Below are 19242 nucleotides of genomic sequence, written 5' to 3'. Positions count from 1 at the left end.
ATGAATGAATTATTAGACAAAAACCTGAGTATAGTTTCCCTCTTTGGATTTGTTATTCTACTTACTTTAGTAGAAATGTACTTCAGTTATGCCCATGATAAAAAGGTTTATCATGGGCGTGATACCTGGACCAATATCTACCTGATGACTGTCGCTTTTGTGATCAACCTGACCATGAAAACCGGCACCTTTTTCTTACTCGATTACTTTTATCACGAGTTCCGTTTTTTTGAAATTTCCAATGCTTTCCTTTATTGGACTGTATTGATCCTGGCACAGGACTTTCTCTACTGGGTACTCCATGCCACCGGGCATTACGTGCGTCTGTTTTGGGCAATGCACGTCACCCACCATTCTTCGGAATATTTTAACCTGACCACGGGCTTCCGTTCCACCGTATTTGAGCCATTATACCGGGTATTCTTCTACCTGCCACTGGCATTGATGGGCTTTAATGCCTTCGATATCCTCTTTGCTTACCTGATCACCCAGATCTATGGAAATTTAGTACATACTCAGGCGATCGGCAAACTGCATCCTATTATTGAGTATATTTTAGTCACCCCTTCCCATCACCGTGTACATCATGCAAGCAACGTCCGCTATCTGGATAAAAACATGGGCATGGTACTGATTTTATGGGATAGAATGTTTGGCACTTTTCAGGAAGAAATTCCGGGAGAAGAAATCAGATACGGATTGACCAGTCAGCCGGAACCAGGGGCAGTAAACATTATTTTCCATGAACTGATTGCCCTTTCCGATGATGTAAAAAAAGCACCGGGCTGGAAGAATAAGATAAAATACCTGTTTTATCCTCCGGGATGGAGCCACAATGGCGAGAGTAAAACATCTAAGAGCCTGCAAAAGGAGCTCATTGATCAATCCTGACCCAGGCTGAATAATTTCCCGGTTTAATTGTGCAAATTGGATATCAAAACAAAATATCAATGAAACCATCATAAGCATACCGCTTACAAAAAGCAATGAACCTCGCTTGCGAGCTCCTGAATACCATTGAAAGCAATAAATAATAGGCGCATGATAGCTTCATAACCACTAAAAGACAATATGTTCCAATGAAAAAACTGAGGAAGATCGTAGAGGACATCAAAAACTTATCTGGCGGAGAACCTGATCAGTTACAAGCACTGCTCTGGCAGCTGATTTGTTATTCGCCAAAAATGCCGCTCCGCCTCCATCAGCAAAAATTATTGGATGAAGCGGAAATCACCTCATTAAAAGTACATGATCAATATTTTAGCCAGTCGGATTTAAAGATCAATTGCTTTAAATGGGGAAATGGACCTGTTAAGATACTACTTAGTCATGGATGGGGCTCCAAAGGCAGTGACTTCAGCGAAATTATTTCCATGCTCAGGGCAAACAAAGATTTCCAAATCTGGTCTTTTGATGCACCTGGGAATGGAAGTTCTGAAGGAGAGATCAGCAACCTTTTTCTCTATGCAGAATCCATCAAACAACTCTTTATTCATGCAGGTATACCGCAGGTCATGATCGGTCATTCTTTGGGTGGTATGGCCAACGCTTTAGCCTTACAGCAAAGCAAAGCCTATCCACAGCTATTAATCAGTATTGCACCAATGGTAAACTTAAAGGACAATTTTATTGCCTCTATGGAGGCGGTAAAAACTTCCGGCGAAGCACGGGAAAGGTTCTTTGCTGATTTTGAGAAACTATTTGAACAGAAAACCGAGCATTTTGTATTGAATAAAATCTATGACTTTTCTGATCAGTTGAAACACCTGTTGATTTACGATTCAAATGACCTCATCTCCCCAAGCAGTTATATCGAAGCATTCCTAAAAGAGAATCCGGAAACAATAGCTTCCGCGTACGAAGAAACAAGTCATTCCAAAATATTAACCGATCCAAGGGTGCTAAACGAAATGGACAGGTTTATCGTTAAAAATATCCATTAACAGCTTCCTGATTAATTCAAAATCTACTTCTTCCAAACGGTCAAAGTGCATCACCGGCTTCCCAGGCTTCAGTCCCTGCGATAAAGCAACATTTGCATTGATGACTTCCTGCTTCAGGCTATAAAAACTAATTTGATTTTTCTGAACGGCAAAAACCAGCGCCACCAGACCATTTCTGGAATAAGCAGGCATTCCACAAGCCATATGTTCCTCATACCCGATCAAAATCTCTTTACACAATGTCCTTACCATCGCCAACACAGCAATCTTTTTTTCTGGAATTTCCAAAAAGTATTGGTCTACAGTTGCCGCTTTGCTTTTCATCTCCATTTTGCCAAGCTGTAAAATTAATAAAAACCGTTCTTTTCCTGATGAAAATCAAGGGTAAAAGTGATCATTATCACCTCTCTATCTGACAATTACCCGGAAATTTACCTCAAGATTTAAATAGAAAAACAATAGATCATTCAAAATATAACTACCTTAAACTAAATAAGTAACAAATGAATTCCCCCACCTACATTACTGCAGCGCAAGCGGTACAAGCTATAAAATCCGGCGATCGTGTCTTTATTCATGGCAGCGCCGCCACTCCCGTTCATTTAGTGAAAGCCCTCCAGGAAAGGCATGCAGATTTAAAAAAGGTAGAAATCACGAGTATTACCACCCTTGGCGATATTGATTTCAATGCAGCCCCTTACCGCGAAAGCTTTTTCTTTAATTCCCTGTTTGTCTCAACCAATACCCGGGCAGTGGTCAATAGTCCTTATGGCGATTACGTTCCTGTTTTCCTGAGTCAGATTCCCAAATTATTTAAGGAAGGCTTCCTTCCTATTGATGTGGCTTTAATTCAGGTATCCGAACCGGACGCTCATGGCTATTGCTCTCTGGGCACTTCTGTTGACATTGCCAGGGCAGCTGTAGACACCTCAAAACACGTCATTGCCCAGGTGAACCCCAAAGTACCCAGAACACATGGTGATGGCTTTGTGCACATCAGTAAGTTCCAGTCCTTGGTCTGGCATGAAGAAGCATTACCGGAAGTGGACTATGGAGCGAAAACAAGTGAAGCCATGGTCACTATCGGAGCGAATATCGCCTCTCTTGTGGAAGATGGTGCCACCTTGCAATTGGGAATCGGCGGAATCCCTGATCAGGTGTTGAAAAATCTGACTGGTCATAAGAACCTTGGTTTACATACAGAGATGCTTTCCGATGGTGTGATCCCATTGATTCAGAATGGAGTGATCAACAACAGCCTTAAAAAAATAAACCGGGGTAAGTCCATTACTTCCTTTATGATCGGAACAAAAAAGCTATACGATTTTGTTGACGATAACCCCAGCATCAGGGTCATGGATATTTCCTATGCCAACGACACCAGTGTCATCCGTCAAAACCCTAAAGTTACCGCAATCAATTCGGCCATTGAGCTGGATTTAACCGGCCAGATCTGTGCAGACTCTATGGGTACTTATCAATATTCAGGAATTGGCGGACAAATGGACTTCATTCATGGTGCTTCTCTCTCTGAGGGCGGAAAACCCATCATTGCACTCCCATCCATTACTTCAAAAGGAATTTCCAGGATCGTACCTTTTTTGAAAGAAGGTGCCGGAGTGGTCACAACAAGGGGGCATGTTCACTGGGTCGTTACTGAGTATGGTAAGGTGAACCTCTTTGGCAAAAGTTTAAAGCAAAGGGCAACCGCATTAATCAGCCTTGCCCACCCAACGCATAGGGAAACACTGGAACGCGCATTTCGAGATCGTTTTAACGCTTAAAACCAAGCAGTTCCCATTCAATATGAAGCGAAAAAATACCTAATATTAGGTATTTTTTCGCTTCATATAAAGAAATACATTTGACATATGCTATACATAAATATAGTTATTTAGGGGAGATTAATAAGGATAGGCCGGGAGGGGACTCTTCCGGCTTATTTTTTAAGGCCTTCTCTCAGAGCCTTAATCTTAGCGATAAAATCTGCCTTTATCTCCGGATGAATGATCCCTTCATTTTCTTCAAAATTCTGATTAAAAGAAGGAAGAGAAAAAGTGTCCAGAATATTCGCACTACACTTCGGAAAATAAGCTTTCGCAGAATTCATGACATTTCCCCCACCAAAGCCACCCGGAGAAATACTCATCAGCAACATTGGTTTATTCTGAAAAAACTTTCCATTGATCCGGGAGCACCAGTCCATGACATTCTTAAAAGCAGTCGTATAGCTGTTGTTATGTTCTGCCAGGGATACGATCATCAGGTCACATGCCGCAATGAGCTCCAGTAATTGATGGGCCTTATGAGGATAACCATCGTTACGTTCTCTATCCACTGAAAAAAGTGGCATTTCAAAATCATTCAGGTCTAATAGCGTGACCTTTTCCTCTTCAAAATAGGAAAGCGTATGAATCACCAATTTTCTATTGATCGATCTACTGCTGTTACTTCCCGCAAAGGCCAAAATTTTCATCTGTATACTTATTTTTAATTAGAAAAGGACATCCTGCAAATCTGCATTCTTATCAAATACGCTTTTGGCAAAAGGACATAAAGGAAGGATTTTCACTTTACTTTCTCTGGCGTAACGAACTGCTTCGAGCACCAGTGCCTTCCCTACCCCTTTACCCGAGAACTCAGGACTCACTTCCGTATGGTCGATAATGATCTTTCCGGGACCTGCCCAAACATAAGTCATCAGTCCGGCTTCCTGCCCCTCTTCTACAGCCTTAAACCAGCCTTTTTTATCATCATTAACCTGTTCTATATTCATAGGTATAATTTAATTTTTAATGTTTTTCCCCTGTTCCGGAAGCGGTACAAAGTCAGTTTCCCCAGGCACTCTTGCGAATGATTGTTCCAGCCACATGGTCTTCGCTTCTTCAATCCGTTCTCTTGTTGAGGCCACAAAATTCCAGTAAATGATCCGTTCTTCAGGAAAAGGCTCTCCTCCAAAGATATAAATGGTCGTATTTTCCTGCATCACGAATTCACAAAGTTTGGTGTCTTTAGCCACCAGGATCTGCTTAGGCTCATAAGTATAACCTTCGCTTTCAATTGCTCCTTCCAGAATGTACAAAGCACTTTCTCCGAACAAATCAGCACCGATGGTTACCGTCTGCCGGCTGGTTGTTTTCAACTCCAGAAAATAAAGCGGACTATAAACCGGCACCGGAGATTTTCTTCCGAAAGCTTCACCGGCAATTAGTTTAAAGGCGATTCCATTTTCTTCCCATGAGGGAATATCTTCCTCTCCGGCATGGTAGAATTCGGGCGCCATTTTTTCCAGTGCAGCAGGTAATGCCACCCAAATCTGCAGTCCATGAAGCATTTTATCTGAGTCTCTAAGGTAGGAAGGTGTCCGTTCAGAATGAACAATTCCGCTTCCTGCAGTCATCCAGTTTACTTGTCCCGGTTTTATTTCGACCTCAGTCCCAAGGCTGTCTTTATGCATAATACTTCCCTCAAAAAGATAGGTAAGTGTAGAGAGGCCAATATGTGGATGAGGTGGAACGTCTAAATTCTCATGGTCACTCAGACAAATAGGCCCCATATGATCAATAAATGAAAAGGGCCCCACCATTCTCTTCTCCCGGAATGGTAAAAGTCTGCCTACCATAAAATTGCCAATATTGCTTGGCCTTTCTTCGATAATCAATTTAATATTTGACATGCTGAATTAGATTTTGTGACCCGTCACGACTTCTTTTGGTAAAGCCTGATTTTAATGCCTAAGTTAATATTAAATGTTCGCCTTATGAAGCAGAAAGCACCTTTCGCCTTAAAAACAAAACGCCCTGCCTCCAAAAGGAAGCCGGGCGCCTTATGTACGTTGGTATGCTTAGAAGCTGATCTTATTCAACTGTTCATTGATATAATCGATTTCATCTCTTTTAAAAGTGATGTCCATTGCCTTGGCATTATCGATGGCCTGGCTTGCATCTCTCGCTCCTGCCAGTACAATAGTGATTCCCGGCTGAAGGGTTGTCCAGCGCAAAACCAACTGAGATAAGGATGCATTTTTCGCATCGGCGACAGGCTGAATGGCCGCTAAAAAGCTTTTCACTTTTTCCGCATCAAACTGACCGAAGTAGCCATTTCGATGATCGTTTGCTTTTAATGTCGCATCTTTAAAATACTTTCCCGTCAGCAATCCTCTTTCCAATGGACTGTAAGCAATGATAGAGATATCATTCTCTATTGCATATGGAATGATATCATCAGCAATCTCCCTGTTGAGCATGCTATAAGCAAGCTGATTGGAAGAAAGGGCGATGGTTTCATTTGCAGTTTTCATTTGATCAAGGTCATAATTGCTCACCCCTGCTGCCCTGATCTTACCTTGTTGAATCAGCGATTCCAAAGCTTCCATAGTTTCATCAATCGGCGTGCTGGCATCCGGCCAGTGCAATTGCAATAAATCAACGTAATCCGTACCCAGGCGCTTTAAACTTTCCTCGACTTCCTTGATCACATTGGCTTTTGCAGCATACTTGTAAATTGGCAAGGTCTTTCCATTCTCTTCCGCATCAAAGAAATGTTCTCCTTTCCCTTGATTGCTCTGGTCCCATACCAGCCCAAATTTATTCAGGATCTGAATTTTACTTCTGTCTTTCCCCTTGATCGCTTCACCAATCAGTTCCTCACTCAAACCAAAGCCATAAAAAGGTGCGGTATCAATGGTACTTACTCCATGATCTAAAGCCGCATGAATCGCAGCTATTGAATTTTGTTTCTCATTTCCTCCCCACATGGTACCACCGATCGCAAATGCACCGTAAGTGATCGCAGACAACTCCAGGTCTGATTTACCTAATTTTCTATATTCCATTTCTTTATTTTCAGTATTTATAAGCTATTTTCTTCTTGTAATTGCCCCACAAAGGTCTCTTCCAAATGGTATCTGTAACGTTTCAGATCAGTTTCGATATCCGCATTCTTTTCCACATCATGGAAATGGATGCCTGGTAAAGGTTTCATCCCCGTAAATGCGTTCATGCGATGAAATCCGAATAAAGGCCCTTCGTCTACGCTTTTTTCGTTAAAAAACTCACCGGGTAGGGTAAATGCTTCTTTAGGCGCATTCCATGAGGTAGTTAACAAATACTTTTTCCCATGGAGCATTCCTCCTGTACCATAATTGATTGCAGGATTCTTTGCAGAACGTCCGTCGCTTTTATAGATGCCTTTATTATGCCCTGCAGTAAATACGACATCAATATATTTTTTAAGGCCATGTGGCACCTGGAACCACCAGATCGGTGTATGATAAATCACGACATCTGCCCAGATATATTTTTCTACTTCTTCTGTTGGATTATAATCGTCATTTATACTCGTTGTTCTGACTTCAAACTCTGGCTGGCTTTCAAAGAAAGCAATGGTTTCCGCAGTGATTGTTGCATTAAAACGACCACCTGAATGACCAAAAACCTGTCCGCCGTTTATGATGAATATTTTCATTTCTCTTTTATTTTTGTATTGTGACCACAAAATTATGGCAAGAAGATGTATAATTAAAATAACTTAAATCATACCTTTGTATCATAATTATAATACACAAGATCATGGTTAATCTAGAATGGTTCAGAACATTTAAAGCGATTTACGAAACCGGAACCCTAACCGGAGCAGCTGAAGTATTGTACATTTCTCAACCCGGGGTCAGTCTGCATTTAAATTCTCTGGAAGCTTATGTAGGTTATAAACTATTTGACCGGACTTCCAGAAGAATGGTCTCCACAGAGCGCGGCAAAGTACTTTACAATTATGTACTGGATGCGGTCACCAAACTGGAAGCTGCGGAACACCATTTTCATAAGAGCACAGAAAAAGACACCCCTACCATCAGTATCGGAATGTGTTTTGAGACTTTTCAATTTACGTTAGAATCCTACCTGCCGACACTTCCTTTCAATGTCATCATCAAATTTGGAGAATATCCCGAAATGCTGAGTGACCTGGACAATGGCATTCTTGATTTAATTATTACCCCTCAGAAAGGGGATTCCAATAACATCAATTACCTTCCTTTCTCCAAAGAGAAAATCGTATTGGTAGGCGGATCGGCAACACCAACTGCCGGTTTTGATGAACTCCTTAAAGAAAAGAAAATGGAAGAGATCCATGCCTGGCTTAAAAAACAGACCTGGTATGGTACCACCGCAGACATGGAACATTTAAGGCGATTCTGGCACCTCAACTTCAATAAGCGCCCGGATTTTAAACCAAACTACATTGTACCCAACCTGAGCTCTATTGTGCGTTGTATCAGTGAGCAAAACGGAGTAGCCATCATTCCTGATTTTTTATGCAGAAAAGAGATCGAGAGCGGCAACATTAAAGTGATCTGGGAAGGAAATGATGTAATTGAGAACACCCTCTATTTTTCAACCCGCAAAAAAACCAGCTACGCAGCTGAGATCAAAATGATTGAAGAAATCTTCATCAAAGAAATGGTTTAGGCGCTTTTTCGGCGCCTAATGTGATGCCGATTTAGAAAACACATTGATCACGATCACCCCAAGGATGATCAGTGAAATTCCCAGAACTGCCGGCAAATCCAGCTTTTGCTGATATAAAAAATATCCGGCAGCAGAAACCAGTACAATACCGACACCCGACCACAATGCATAGGCGATACCGACCTGCATGGTTCTCAAAGTGAGGCTGAGAAAATAAAAGGCGATCATATAACCCGCAATTACAATAAGGGAAGGAATCAGTTTAGAAAACTGTTCCGATGCCTTTAAAGCACTTGTAGCGATTACTTCGGCAGTAATCGCTACAAATAAATAGATAAATTTCATATTTAGAATTTATAAGTCAGTCCGGCTCCAAAAATCTGTTTCACCTGCAAAGCCGGGCCTTTACGTATACCATCTTTTCTAAGGATTTCAGTTTTATCATCATAGATCAATTGTACACCGGCATTTACAGTAACAAACTTATTTACCTTCATAAACAGGTTGCCTGTATAATCAGTAACCACATTTTGTGGTTTGTCAAGGTAGTTGGCATATAGTTTCAGAATATTTTCAAAGCTGATATTTTCCATCAGGTTTACTTTATAATAGGCATCTAATGAGGCTCCAAACTGGAAATCAGTTGTTTTTCCCTGCTTAACTCCAAAAGCGCCTTGTTTGGAAAGCGAATCGTTAGCAACAATCACAATCCTGGAAGCTGCAGGAGAGATATTAATCCTGAAATTATCAGAACGTTTGTAAGCAAAACCAGGTCCGAAAGTAAGGTATGCAGGTGCAAAAGCTTTCGAAATTAATGTTTTTGTTCCATTCGCGTTGTAAGAATAACCATTCGCAAACTGCGTCTGGAAATTAGCATAGAAGGTGTACATCCAGTATTTAGCCGCTTTATATCCGACTAAACTGTTCAGAATGATTTTATCATCATTCTTGCGAACACCCACATCTTCCTGTTTGCTCAATCCGAAACCGACAATCGCTTTATTGTCCCAGCTCCATTTATCTTTCTTATAATTGAAATCGTAATTAAAAAGCAGGTTCCCGGCAAAAGCATTTACGCCGCCTGCAGACCAGTTCGAAAAGGAACTCTGGTTAATTAAAAAGGTATTTTCTCCATGGATGGTCCATTTTTTTGTGGTGTCCAAAGCCGCGGGGTCCTGGGCATAGCCGATCAGGCTAAAACAGGAGATGATCAAAAGTAGCGCTGTCTTTTTCATAGATAAATGATTGATGAAGTATAGAATAGATAGGTAATGTCGTGAAATTACAAATTTATTATTTCAACAGGAAAAGACGGCCCAATCTTTCTATGTTCATCAGAAGCGCTTCAGACCGTCTGAAAGGAATCCAGAAAGTCCATCACATCATCTCTTCGACGTATGGAAATAGGGATTTCCTTTCCGGTTTCTTAAAACCAGATACCAACGGCCGGTAAATCGCTATTTAGCTATAGATTTCCAACCCCTTCATAAGCACTAAGCTTTCTTAATTTTAGAAATGGTCTTTCCAACGGATTTCGTAGGCTTTTCCATGTTTTTGACTGCAAACTCTACTGATGCTTTGATCAGTTGTATCACCTCATCATTTCTATAGTCTGACGGCGTTTTTACGGGAATATGCCGGATGAGATTTCCTGTACCAACCAGTAAATGCTGCGGGTCGTCCAAAAGTGTCCCTTTAGTGAAACCTAAATTTAAATGATTGGTGTATATGGGGATCATACAATATGCATCACCCAGTTTCTCAGAGATGGAAAAGGCGGTTGTCAGGGCATGAGTATGATACAACAATTCATTACTTTCCGGGTGTATCTCGAGCAGGAAAGCCCTTAAATCGCAAAAGAGTTCAATTATATTTTGGTCCTTCAAGATCAATAAGCTAAAGAAATCGGGATGTACAGGCTTAGGTTTTTCCATATTCTAATTTAAAATCCAGTTCAGTATTTTGGCGATGTTATTTGCATCATCAACGCCACGGTGGTGGGTTCCTTCAAGAGGAATCTTGAGCAGGCTTAATGCAGCTGAAATTCCCTTTTCATGGCTCAGCTTCTTTTTTAATGCAAATAACGTCTTTACATTGATATGAACATAACCCCTATTTTCGAGATCGTGTTTTCTACATGCGATATAGTGCCAACTTGTATTGCACGTTTGCATTCTTTTTTCTCCACAGGTTTGGCAAACCATTTTTGATCTATCAGTGAACTTATTAAAGCTTTCATTATACTGGTCATCTGTATAGAACCCCAACTCTGCGAATTTTTCTTTAATTGAAGATACTTTCTCCGGTCTCAGCCCGCTGCATCAAACTCAATAAGCAGCTCGATTACCAGAGCATGCCACGTAGGCGATATCTCCGGCACGATGTCATTTAGCTTGCAGAGTTTGTGCGGATCCAGATAGTTTATTTCTATTGAAATGATAAAATCTTCCAGCTCAGTACAGTTCTTATTTAGATAATTTTCTGAGGACATTAACTTTTTATACTTATATCAAGTATATGAATCATACCATTTTCTCTATGCGTATAAAGCATCAGATATACCGAAATCAACCTGGTCGATTAAAACATCAATAAGTTCCTGTAAACAACAAGAGCATTTATATTTTTTGTTGACCGGATAAAATAACCCGTGATTGAATAGATGATCGGCAATAAGCTCCTTGAAACTTCCATAACACTTTCATTCTGATATCTACTGCATTTTACTTAAATTAGTTCAATCAACTGACAAACAATAATTTAACGCACAACAACAACTCTAATCAGGATAACAATTCAACTATTTTTTTAACCAATCAACAAAACGATGAAAAAAAAATATATAATTCAGCTAATTGCGCTGGTAATAGCGCTAATTAGCTTAAACGGTTGCAAAAAAAACAGAAGCAATGAGACAGAACAGCCTATTCCTCAGGATTCGGTCAAAATTTCGGGATTAATTCCGGCCCAAACTACTACAGGATCGGAGTTTATAATCAATGGTTCTGGTTTTGATCCCGTTGCAAGCAATAACATTGTTAAAATCGGCAATATAGCTTTAACTATTAAACAAGCAACGACAACTTCCCTGCTAGTAAATACCCCTGCAAATTGGGCTTTCGATAACATAAGTGTTACCACAGGATCAATGAATGCAACTACAGTTTACAAATATCATATCGTCGAAAATCCGTATAAAACGCTTCGTCTGAAATCCTGTCTAGAAGGTAAAAGCGATTTATTTGAATTCATTTACAACACGAACAATCAGGCAACTATAAAGAACACAAAATTTATTAACCCTATTAATGGTTTAACATTTTCTGTTGGCCAGACTAACTATTCTTATAACGGGAGGGGATTTTTAAACAAGGAAGTTTACACACCATTAAATTCAAATTTACAAACAATTACAGAGTACTTTTATACCGATGATAATTTAACATCAGATAAGGTTTACAATTTTAATACGGATAATTCCAGTATCACGAATCTTTCTACACATACCTACTTAACAGTTGGCAAACAACTGATTAGTAAAGTAACCAAGGATTCCAATGGAAATCAAGTGTCTTCGGAAAACTATGAATACGCTATAATCGAAGATGTTCCGCAAGTTGTGAAAATCACAAATTTCGTATCAGGTGGCATTTCCAAAGCAACCTACATCCAGCATCCTATACTTTTTGACCCTTCGGCCTTATTAATCCCAGGAGCACCAAGGCCTGCCTTATTCCTAGCAAGTTCGGCAACTTTTACAGATCCCAGTATAAAAAACTATACAATTGCAACAATCTTTCCAAGTATACAAATAGCACCAAGTGTTAGGTATCAATATGCAGGCGGTCTTTCTAATGTGATTACCTATACTTACGAAAACAAGCAATAGTTATGTAGATTTTTCTGGATCAAGCGGAATTCTTGGGAAGAAGCAAACTTAAGCATAGATTTTAGAAAGTCTGAACAGAAAGAATTTGACATCTCTCACGCCCCTGGAAGTGGCCCTGAAAGCTTTCACTTTTGCATTGAAAGATTCAGCAGAAGCATTGGTTGATCTGTTAGTGAAGAAATTCAGAATAGATAGATAATGAGCGTGTATGGATCTGGATACGGTCCTGAATGCTTCTATTGCGGCATCTTCCACATCATTATACCACAATGCCAGTCTTTTAAAAGCCTGCTCCTTGCTCTTACACACCTTAAATATTTCTCCTAACCTAAGGGATAGTTTATAAGCCTTTTTTAATTCAGGATATCGCTCAAAAAGTAGTTCAGCTCGGTTTTTCTGAACCTGGGTCCATTTGCTGTGGTGCTTGAAGAGTAAATATCTGCTTCTGGCTAGCAATTGTTTTAATGTATCTCCATTGGAAAGTACTTCCCTACGGAAGATGGTTTTGTTTCTCTTTGCCTGTTTAATCGCCTCGTTTTCTGCATCCAGAGCTTCCCATCGATATTTGATCCTGCATTCCTGTACAGCATCATAAGCAAGCTTTTGGATATGAAAACGGTCAATAACCCTGTCTGCATTGGTAAAACATCTCCTGATTGCCAACTGCATGTTTGCAGCCATATCCAACGTGACTTCCTGTACTTTTTTTGCGAAGTCTTTCCGGGATTTTCTTCAGTACACTTATGATATCTTCGGCTACCGTCCCTTTGATCATCGCTACAATAGCGCCTTTACGCCCTTTCGCTCCTTTATTAGTAACGATGGTATAGAGCTCTCCATTGGATAAAACAGTTTCGTCTATTCTCAAATATGGACTGACATTCTTTGTAAATAACATCCACTCAGCTGCATAATCTTTCTGCTCCCAGCCATTGTAATCGCTGATATGCTCTTTATATTGTTCCTGAAGCTGTTTGCCGTCTATCTGAAAATATTGCCCTAAATGATAGCAGCTGATTGGATGGTTATCCAAATATTCCTTTTAAAAAAAGACCGAATTCCGTTGTCATTCGTGCCCCTTTTCTTACTAAATCCCAATCCCTGCTGATAATCTCTCCACTGTTTTTAACCGTCCAACGACGCCGTTTAATGCATAAGCTACTTTCTGACCGCGAATTGGGAAATCCTGAATGCTTACCTCTGGAAAGAATCCTTTGGACTCAAGGTCTTTACTTACGTACCCGTCGGGGGCTATATTTTTCTCTTCAAGGTAGATATTCAACATCTTACCTTCTTTTTCTACCTGCGTTAATTCAAAATAATCCAGGATACCTTCCGTTAATAATAAACTGATCAGGGTTTGCTCGGCTTGACTCAAAATGAAAATTCTCGTTTGGTTTACGAATGCAAAAGAAAGAATTTATTTCCTTCCCCAAAGAATTCCGCTTGATCCGAGTTTACGCCCGTGCCGGGCGCACACAAAAAAGCCTCTCAGTTTTCACTGAAAGGCTTTTAATTGGGCTCCCGAGACTGGGCTCGAACCAGTGACCCTCTGATTAACAGTCAGATGCTCTAACCAGCTGAGCTACTCGGGAGTACTGGCTATCCAAAAAAACGGCTTTTTGAAGTCTTAAACAACATTAAGTTTCGTTCGTTTTGGGAATGCAATATTAGGGGTTTTAATTTATTTATGCAATATTTGTAGCGAAATATTTGAAAATAATTTTAAAAAGATATCTATGAGCTTGATAATCATAGGGACTGTGGCATTTGATGCTATTGAAACTCCCTTCGGAAAAACGGATAAGATAGTCGGAGGAGCCGCTACTTATGCCAGTTTAGCTGCATCCTACTTTTATAACAAAGTAAAAATCGTTGCTGTTGTTGGTGATGATTTTCATAAAGCAGACATCGACACATTCAATGAACACGGAATTGATACCGAAGGATTACAGATAAAAGAAGGAGAAAAATCATTTTTCTGGTCAGGAAAGTACCACAATGACATGAACAGCAGGGATACTTTAGTGACTGAATTAAATGTTTTAGCAGATTTCGACCCCATTATCCCGGAAAATTATCAGGACTGTGAATACCTGATGTTAGGAAACCTTACTCCTATCGTTCAGCGTACTGTAATTGAGCGTTTAAAAAACAGACCAAAGCTGATCGTTTTAGATACCATGAATTTCTGGATGGACATCATGATGGATGATCTTTTGGAAACCCTTAAACTGGTAGATGTACTGACCATTAATGACGAAGAAGCCCGTCAGCTTTCGGGAGAATACTCTTTGGTTAAGGCGGCTAAAAAGATCCTGACTATGGGACCTAAATACCTGATCATTAAAAAAGGAGAGCATGGTGCTTTGTTATTCCACGAAGACAAAATATTCTCTGCACCAGCTTTACCATTGGCAGAAGTATTTGATCCAACAGGAGCAGGTGATACCTTTGCAGGTGGTTTTATCGGTTACCTGGCGAAAGTAGGAACGGTCAATTTCAACAATATGAAGAATGCCATCATCTATGGCTCTGCCCTGGCTTCTTTCTGCGTAGAGAAATTTGGAACAGAAAAAATTCTTAACCTGACTGACGAAGAAGTAGCAAACCGCATTCAGGAATTCGTAAAACTAAGTGCTTTTACCATCGAAGCATAAATTACAAATTAGACAAGGATTGTTTGCAAAAGCATTTCCTTGTCTAACTAAATAGCTTTCCTATCGCTATAAACTTCTCAAAAACACTTTCCGTATGTGGTGCATCCGGCAGCTCCTCAGTAAGGTCCTGTCCTGCCCAGTGTTCATAATGTTTGCCATTCCGCCATAAGCGGCTTTCTGTAACATCATAAATTATCCCCCGATAGGCAACCCAGATCTGTGGTTTATCCTGACCATTCCGGAGCGCCAGCTGTTGTTTGGTATAAATCGGCAGGTCCATTATGCTTTAGCCTTGCTTTTAAACAGCTCAAATAAATAAATACTCATCAGCAGCATTCCCATAAAGTAAAAATGACTCTCAAAAGGAATGGCGCCAAGCTTTAAATTGATTACCTCCGTATAAGAGATTACAGGCAGCGTCGAAATCATCCCATAAGCAATATAAAAGAAGAGCAACGCAGCGAGAAATCCACGGTAAAATTTATACATAAAGCGAAGCTTATTGAGGTACTCGATGTAAAAAATCAGGACAAACAGTGCGCCGAATGAAATTGCACTATACCATTTTGTATAGGTAAAAATCAGCATGGCGACACAAATCCCCATCAGCAGATTGCTAAAAGAAAGACTAAATTTATCTAAAGCATTATTGGGGAAGAAAGCGTTTAATGAGACATAGACACCAATGCCCGCAAGGCTAATGGCCACAGAAAACAGGAACTCTTCGACCGGGATTTTCCATAGCGATACCCCTGTCAGGTAAGCAGGATGAAAACTCCAGACACCAGCAACCACCAGTACTGTTGCAAATATGGAAAAGGCAAGCCCCGTAATCAGCACCGCAGGAATGGCAAACTTTATGGTCTGGTTAAAACTTGTTTTTTTTACAAATAGCAGAACCATCGGGATCAGCAAAATGCCAAGTGCCAGCAACAGATAAGTAAAATTCATTTATTTCATTAGTTAAGCCCAAAAATATGATTTTGACGGCGTTTACCAATGATTTTTTTATGGCATAAAAAAAGCGCTTTAACATCTGGGTTAAAGCGCTTTTAAATACTTTCCAGAGGGCTAAACAACCTCTGCACCTAAAATCTCTTTGGAATAGGTTTTCAAATATTTTTTAAGAATCTGGCGGGCAACGTGTATTCTTGTCTTTACTGTACCAATTGGAATCTCTAACATTTCGGCAATTTCATGGTATTTATATCCTTCAAAATATTTGATGAAAGGAATATAATATTCAGGCTGAAGTGTAGAAAGTGCTTTATTGATATCGCCTATAATAAACTTACTGTCGCTCGTATTTTTTGCAGCACTATAGTGCAGATTGGCAGAAGAAATATCGTCTGATTTGGTGATTAACGCATTGGTTTTTACCAACCGTCTGTAGTTATTTATGAAGGTGTTTTTCATGATGGTAAATAACCATCCTTTAAGATTTGTACCTTCTTTAAACTTACTGTAATAAGTTACCGCTTTTAGCATGGTATCTTGAACCAGGTCGTTTGCATCTTCAATGTCTTTCGTAAAATTTAAAGCGAATGACTGCAAAGAAACCGAATGGTCATTTAACTGGAGGTTGAATTCATTTTTTGTCATAGTGTTTTAAGTTTTAAGGTTAAAAAAGCAAACAACGTTTTTAGGAGTGGCGCTCAACGTTTGTTTAATCTTACACACTAAATGCTATACAACATATGTACCAAAAAATCAATTCGAATGTTAACAAATTGTTTTTTAGGGTTGACAATGACCAAGAGCCCTATGTCACAGAATATTTACTTCTCTTTCCAGTCTGACGCCAAATCTGGCTGCTACAGTATCGATTATATTTTCTGAAAAACTATACACTTCCTGTCCGCTTGCCTGTCCATGGTTGACAAGTACCAGGGCCTGATTTTTCCAGGTTCCCGTTTGTCCAACCACCTTACCCTTAAACCCGCATTGCTCTATTAACCAGCCAGCTGCAAGTTTAATTTTACCATTTCCAGCAGGATAATGCACCAGCTCTGGGAATTTCTCAAAGATTTTCCGGAAGACTTCCTGCTCAATTACCGGATTCTTAAAAAAGCTTCCGGCATTGCCAATTGTAGAAGGATCAGGCAGCTTGCTTACCCGGATATGGGAAACCACAGCAGAAACGTCGGCGATTGTTGGATGTGCAATCCCTCTTTTAACCAATTCTTCCTGAATGGCGCCATACTGCGTATTGATACTGGCCACTCTACTTAACCTGAAAGTCACTTCTGTGATGATGTATTGGCCCTTCAGTTCATTTTTAAAAATGCTGTCGCGGTAACCGAACCGACAGTCCTGATGATTAAAAGACCTTCGTTTTCCTGTCGCAATTTCATATGCTGAGCAGGATTCAAAAACATCTTTAAGCTCCACACCGTATGCGCCGATGTTCTGGATCGGGGAAGCCCCCACCGTTCCAGGAATCAGGCTCAGGTTTTCTACTCCTGCGAACCCCTTTTGTACACAATAGTTTACAAAATCATTCCAAACCACACCTGCTCCTGCGGTAACAAGAACGTCATCATCATGAATCTCCTCAGAAATTCCAGGGATACTCATTTTTATCACCAAACCATCAAAGTCTTTCGTAAATAAAAGATTGCTTCCACCACCTAAAATTAACAGCGGCTGCTCCTTAATCAAATCAGACTCCAGCAGTTCTTCCAATGCAGAGGGGCTAAATACTTCTGCAAAGTAATGGCTGCTGACAGGTATACTAAAGGTGTTATAAGGTTTTAATGAGATATTTTCCTGGAAGATGGTCATAGATAAAATGAACTGATTTGCTATAGGGTACAAATGTAATTGTTAAGGAGTGTAATAAACATGTTTAAATAAATATTTAAAAAAATTGTCTATTTTTCGTCTCAATTGCTCAAATCATAAGCAAGAGTTGCTATAGGAAGGGGAATATTGGAATTTGTATGGAAAATCAGGATAAAAAGAGAATTTTAATTATTGAGGCTGCTTTAAAGCGTTTTGCCCATTATGGTCTGTCGAAAACGACCATGACAGAAATCGCAAAGGATATCTCTTTTTCAAAAGCATTGCTTTATTATTATTTTCCTGATAAACTGAGCCTGTATGTAAGTGCCATTGAACACCTGATGCAAATCATCAGCAGAGATCTGGTTAAATCTGTGGATAAAACAAAGACTGCAACGGAAGGTGTACTTAAACTGCTACAAAAAAGACAGGCGTTTATTCAAAAGTACTATAACATCCTCGAGTCCAGCCAGATTATAGGCAATGAACTTCCCGACAACCTGGCAGAGAAATTCCATAAAGCACGGACTTTTGAGTTCATCATTATTGGCTCCTTGTTTAGCCGGGGCGTAACCAATAAAGAATTTGCGATCTCAGACACCAAACTGGCGACAGAAATATTCATAGATGCCTTATCTGGCATTCATTTCAACATCCTGTCTAAAGACAAGAGCATGTTTCCCGGAAAAGAACAGTTCAAACAGATTTTTCTAAAAGAAAAGATGTTTGCCGATATCTTCCTAAACGGACTGAAAATAAAACAATAAAATTTCGTCATTTTTATGTAACTTTTATATGATTTTCATATTTAAGTTTCTGTTGCCGGAATATGGCAGTATTTTTGACCGTTCAAAGAAAAAAGTCAGAAAGTAGAAAAGTAGAATGGTAGAGACAGATAAAAAAAGAGAACTGATTATTGAGGGTGCGATCAAGCGCTTCATTCATTATGGAATTAACAAAACCACAATGAACGAGATTGCAGATGATTTATCGGTATCAAAACCTTCCTTATATTATTATTTCCCGGATAAAAGCAGTCTGGTATTGGGAGTAATTGATAAGATTTTCTCCGATTACTTCGAGATTTTAGAAAGAGATCAATTTGCGAAAGACACGCTGGAAGAACGTTTCGCCGCATTTGTTGAGGTTAAACACCGTTTTTTTCAGAAGTATTATATGCTTCACCTCTCAGGTGGCAGCCCGGATGCCTCTCTCAGCTCCGATGAGCTTAGGGAATCCTTTATGAAAATGAAAGCAAAAAATGAAAATCTCCATGCCGAAATTCTGCAAAGGGCAGTTGACAATAAAGAGATTGCGCCTTGTGAGGTAAACAAAATGGCCGAGCTCTATTTAGACAGCCTGTCAGGAATCACCTCACTATGCCTGCTCCATGGAAACAAAGAACTCTTCCCAAGCAAAAAAGACATGAAAGCCATATTAGAGAAACAGCTCAGCTTATCTAAAATATTTATCAAAGGATTAAAATAAAACAGACCCCA

The 19242-nt window shown here is 39.8% G+C and carries 25 protein-coding genes, 1 tRNA gene and 1 pseudogene; 9 read left to right on the top strand and 18 right to left on the bottom strand.

Features of this window, described 5'->3' with window-relative positions:
• Together BLQ87_RS16295 and BLQ87_RS16290 are read left to right on the top strand one after the other, a co-directional pair.
• Positions 1 to 891, top strand: a complete 891-nt coding sequence (locus tag BLQ87_RS16295; RefSeq protein WP_074608697.1) for a sterol desaturase family protein — start codon at positions 1 to 3, stop codon at positions 889 to 891.
• A gap of 188 nt (positions 892 to 1079) precedes the next feature.
• The gene (locus BLQ87_RS16290) at positions 1080 to 1943 is read left to right on the top strand and encodes an alpha/beta fold hydrolase (RefSeq protein WP_074608694.1); all 864 of its coding nucleotides are present in this window, start codon (positions 1080 to 1082) and stop codon (positions 1941 to 1943) included.
• On the opposite strand, the gene BLQ87_RS16285 is transcribed toward BLQ87_RS16290, so the two are convergent.
• Positions 1902 to 2267 carry a DUF1801 domain-containing protein gene (locus BLQ87_RS16285; RefSeq protein WP_074609009.1) on the bottom strand — a complete coding sequence of 122 codons (366 nt, stop codon included), beginning with the start codon at positions 2265 to 2267 and terminating at the stop codon, positions 1902 to 1904. The genes BLQ87_RS16290 and BLQ87_RS16285 overlap by 42 nt on opposite strands.
• 179 nt (positions 2268 to 2446) lie before the next feature.
• On the opposite strand from BLQ87_RS16285, the gene BLQ87_RS16280 reads away from it, so the two are divergent.
• On the top strand, positions 2447 to 3727 hold the full coding sequence (locus BLQ87_RS16280) for an acetyl-CoA hydrolase/transferase family protein (RefSeq protein WP_074608692.1): 1281 nt from the start codon (positions 2447 to 2449) through the stop codon (positions 3725 to 3727).
• 155 nt (positions 3728 to 3882) lie between these two features.
• On the opposite strand, the gene BLQ87_RS16275 is transcribed toward BLQ87_RS16280, so the two are convergent.
• The 5 genes from BLQ87_RS16275 to BLQ87_RS16255 form a co-directional block, all read right to left on the bottom strand.
• On the bottom strand, positions 3883 to 4419 hold the full coding sequence (locus BLQ87_RS16275) for an NADPH-dependent FMN reductase (RefSeq protein ID WP_074608690.1): 537 nt from the start codon (positions 4417 to 4419) through the stop codon (positions 3883 to 3885).
• Between the two features lie 18 nt (positions 4420 to 4437).
• Positions 4438 to 4719 (bottom strand): GNAT family N-acetyltransferase, encoded by a 282-nt coding sequence (locus BLQ87_RS16270; RefSeq protein WP_074608688.1) that lies wholly within the window; start codon positions 4717 to 4719, stop codon positions 4438 to 4440.
• Between the two features lie 9 nt (positions 4720 to 4728).
• Positions 4729 to 5619, bottom strand: coding sequence for a pirin family protein (locus tag BLQ87_RS16265; protein ID WP_074608686.1), 891 nt, complete (start codon positions 5617 to 5619; stop codon positions 4729 to 4731).
• A gap of 168 nt (positions 5620 to 5787) precedes the next feature.
• Positions 5788 to 6777, bottom strand: coding sequence for an aldo/keto reductase (locus BLQ87_RS16260; RefSeq protein ID WP_074608683.1), 990 nt, complete (start codon positions 6775 to 6777; stop codon positions 5788 to 5790).
• A gap of 17 nt (positions 6778 to 6794) precedes the next feature.
• Positions 6795 to 7409: an NAD(P)H-dependent oxidoreductase gene (locus BLQ87_RS16255; RefSeq protein WP_074608681.1), complete on the bottom strand. Its 615-nt coding sequence runs from the start codon at positions 7407 to 7409 to the stop codon at positions 6795 to 6797.
• Positions 7410 to 7513: 104 nt separating this feature from the next.
• Between BLQ87_RS16255 and BLQ87_RS16250 the strand changes: the two genes are divergently transcribed.
• Positions 7514 to 8410 carry a LysR family transcriptional regulator gene (locus tag BLQ87_RS16250; protein ID WP_074608679.1) on the top strand — a complete coding sequence of 299 codons (897 nt, stop codon included), beginning with the start codon at positions 7514 to 7516 and terminating at the stop codon, positions 8408 to 8410.
• A gap of 15 nt (positions 8411 to 8425) precedes the next feature.
• Here the strand turns inward: BLQ87_RS16250 and BLQ87_RS16245 are convergent, their stop codons facing one another.
• On the bottom strand, positions 8426 to 8755 hold the full coding sequence (locus BLQ87_RS16245) for a DMT family transporter (protein WP_074608676.1): 330 nt from the start codon (positions 8753 to 8755) through the stop codon (positions 8426 to 8428).
• A 2-nt stretch (positions 8756 to 8757) separates the two neighbouring features.
• Positions 8758 to 9645, bottom strand: a complete 888-nt coding sequence (locus BLQ87_RS16240; RefSeq protein WP_074608674.1) for a DUF3078 domain-containing protein — start codon at positions 9643 to 9645, stop codon at positions 8758 to 8760.
• Positions 9646 to 9686: 41 nt separating this feature from the next.
• Between BLQ87_RS16240 and BLQ87_RS33790 the strand changes: the two genes are divergently transcribed.
• Positions 9687 to 9863, top strand: coding sequence for a hypothetical protein (locus tag BLQ87_RS33790; RefSeq protein WP_172664892.1), 177 nt, complete (start codon positions 9687 to 9689; stop codon positions 9861 to 9863).
• 40 nt (positions 9864 to 9903) lie between these two features.
• Here BLQ87_RS33790 and BLQ87_RS16235 read toward each other — a convergent pair whose 3' ends face one another.
• Complete coding sequence (locus BLQ87_RS16235) at positions 9904 to 10344, bottom strand: DUF1801 domain-containing protein (RefSeq protein WP_074608672.1); 441 nt, start codon at positions 10342 to 10344, stop codon at positions 9904 to 9906.
• Between the two features lie 3 nt (positions 10345 to 10347).
• Positions 10348 to 10677, bottom strand: a complete 330-nt coding sequence (locus BLQ87_RS34070; RefSeq protein ID WP_245723869.1) for a 3'-5' exonuclease family protein — start codon at positions 10675 to 10677, stop codon at positions 10348 to 10350.
• A 560-nt stretch (positions 10678 to 11237) separates the two neighbouring features.
• Between BLQ87_RS34070 and BLQ87_RS16225 the strand changes: the two genes are divergently transcribed.
• Complete coding sequence (locus BLQ87_RS16225; RefSeq protein ID WP_074608669.1) at positions 11238 to 12299, top strand: IPT/TIG domain-containing protein; 1062 nt, start codon at positions 11238 to 11240, stop codon at positions 12297 to 12299.
• A gap of 48 nt (positions 12300 to 12347) precedes the next feature.
• Here BLQ87_RS16225 and BLQ87_RS16220 read toward each other — a convergent pair whose 3' ends face one another.
• From BLQ87_RS16220 to BLQ87_RS16210, 4 genes and pseudogenes are all read right to left on the bottom strand, one after another.
• Positions 12348 to 12980: an ISAon1 family transposase gene (locus BLQ87_RS16220; protein ID WP_245723868.1), complete on the bottom strand. Its 633-nt coding sequence runs from the start codon at positions 12978 to 12980 to the stop codon at positions 12348 to 12350.
• A complete protein-coding gene (locus BLQ87_RS34065) occupies positions 12919 to 13332 on the bottom strand; it encodes a hypothetical protein (protein ID WP_245723867.1) in 414 nt (137 codons plus the stop codon). The genes BLQ87_RS16220 and BLQ87_RS34065 overlap by 62 nt, the downstream gene beginning before the upstream one ends.
• Positions 13325 to 13677 (bottom strand): annotated as a pseudogene (locus BLQ87_RS16215) (ISAon1 family transposase N-terminal region protein). The gene BLQ87_RS34065 and the pseudogene BLQ87_RS16215 overlap by 8 nt, the downstream one beginning before the upstream one ends.
• 143 nt (positions 13678 to 13820) lie before the next feature.
• Positions 13821 to 13894, bottom strand: a tRNA-Asn gene (locus BLQ87_RS16210).
• Between the two features lie 144 nt (positions 13895 to 14038).
• On the opposite strand from BLQ87_RS16210, the gene BLQ87_RS16205 reads away from it, so the two are divergent.
• Positions 14039 to 14959: a PfkB family carbohydrate kinase gene (locus BLQ87_RS16205; RefSeq protein WP_074608667.1), complete on the top strand. Its 921-nt coding sequence runs from the start codon at positions 14039 to 14041 to the stop codon at positions 14957 to 14959.
• A 43-nt stretch (positions 14960 to 15002) separates the two neighbouring features.
• Here the strand turns inward: BLQ87_RS16205 and BLQ87_RS16200 are convergent, their stop codons facing one another.
• The 4 genes from BLQ87_RS16200 to murB all read right to left on the bottom strand — a co-directional run bounded on the left by BLQ87_RS16200 (position 15003) and on the right by murB (position 17743).
• Positions 15003 to 15239, bottom strand: coding sequence for a cytochrome b5 domain-containing protein (locus tag BLQ87_RS16200; RefSeq protein WP_074608664.1), 237 nt, complete (start codon positions 15237 to 15239; stop codon positions 15003 to 15005).
• Positions 15239 to 15910, bottom strand: a complete 672-nt coding sequence (locus BLQ87_RS16195; RefSeq protein WP_074608661.1) for a lycopene cyclase domain-containing protein — start codon at positions 15908 to 15910, stop codon at positions 15239 to 15241. Before BLQ87_RS16195 ends, BLQ87_RS16200 begins: the two co-directional genes overlap by 1 nt.
• Positions 15911 to 16030: 120 nt before the next feature.
• Positions 16031 to 16561 (bottom strand): RNA polymerase sigma factor, encoded by a 531-nt coding sequence (locus tag BLQ87_RS16190; RefSeq protein WP_074608659.1) that lies wholly within the window; start codon positions 16559 to 16561, stop codon positions 16031 to 16033.
• A gap of 165 nt (positions 16562 to 16726) precedes the next feature.
• Positions 16727 to 17743, bottom strand: a complete 1017-nt coding sequence (murB, locus tag BLQ87_RS16185; protein WP_074608657.1) for a UDP-N-acetylmuramate dehydrogenase — start codon at positions 17741 to 17743, stop codon at positions 16727 to 16729.
• A gap of 158 nt (positions 17744 to 17901) precedes the next feature.
• Here murB and BLQ87_RS16180 point away from each other — a divergent pair, with 158 nt between their 5' ends.
• Both BLQ87_RS16180 and BLQ87_RS16175 read left to right on the top strand, forming a co-directional pair.
• The gene (locus BLQ87_RS16180) at positions 17902 to 18510 is read left to right on the top strand and encodes a TetR/AcrR family transcriptional regulator (protein ID WP_074608654.1); all 609 of its coding nucleotides are present in this window, start codon (positions 17902 to 17904) and stop codon (positions 18508 to 18510) included.
• A gap of 115 nt (positions 18511 to 18625) precedes the next feature.
• Entirely contained in the window at positions 18626 to 19231 is a 606-nt protein-coding gene (locus BLQ87_RS16175; RefSeq protein WP_074608652.1) for a TetR/AcrR family transcriptional regulator, read from the top strand.
• Positions 19232 to 19242 lie beyond the last annotated feature (11 nt).

Origin of the sequence: Pedobacter steynii (assembly GCF_900103665.1) — a bacterium.
Classification (GTDB): domain Bacteria; phylum Bacteroidota; class Bacteroidia; order Sphingobacteriales; family Sphingobacteriaceae; genus Pedobacter; species Pedobacter steynii.
Note: the sequence above shows the minus strand (reverse complement) of the source record. Positions and strands in the feature narration are given on the sequence as shown.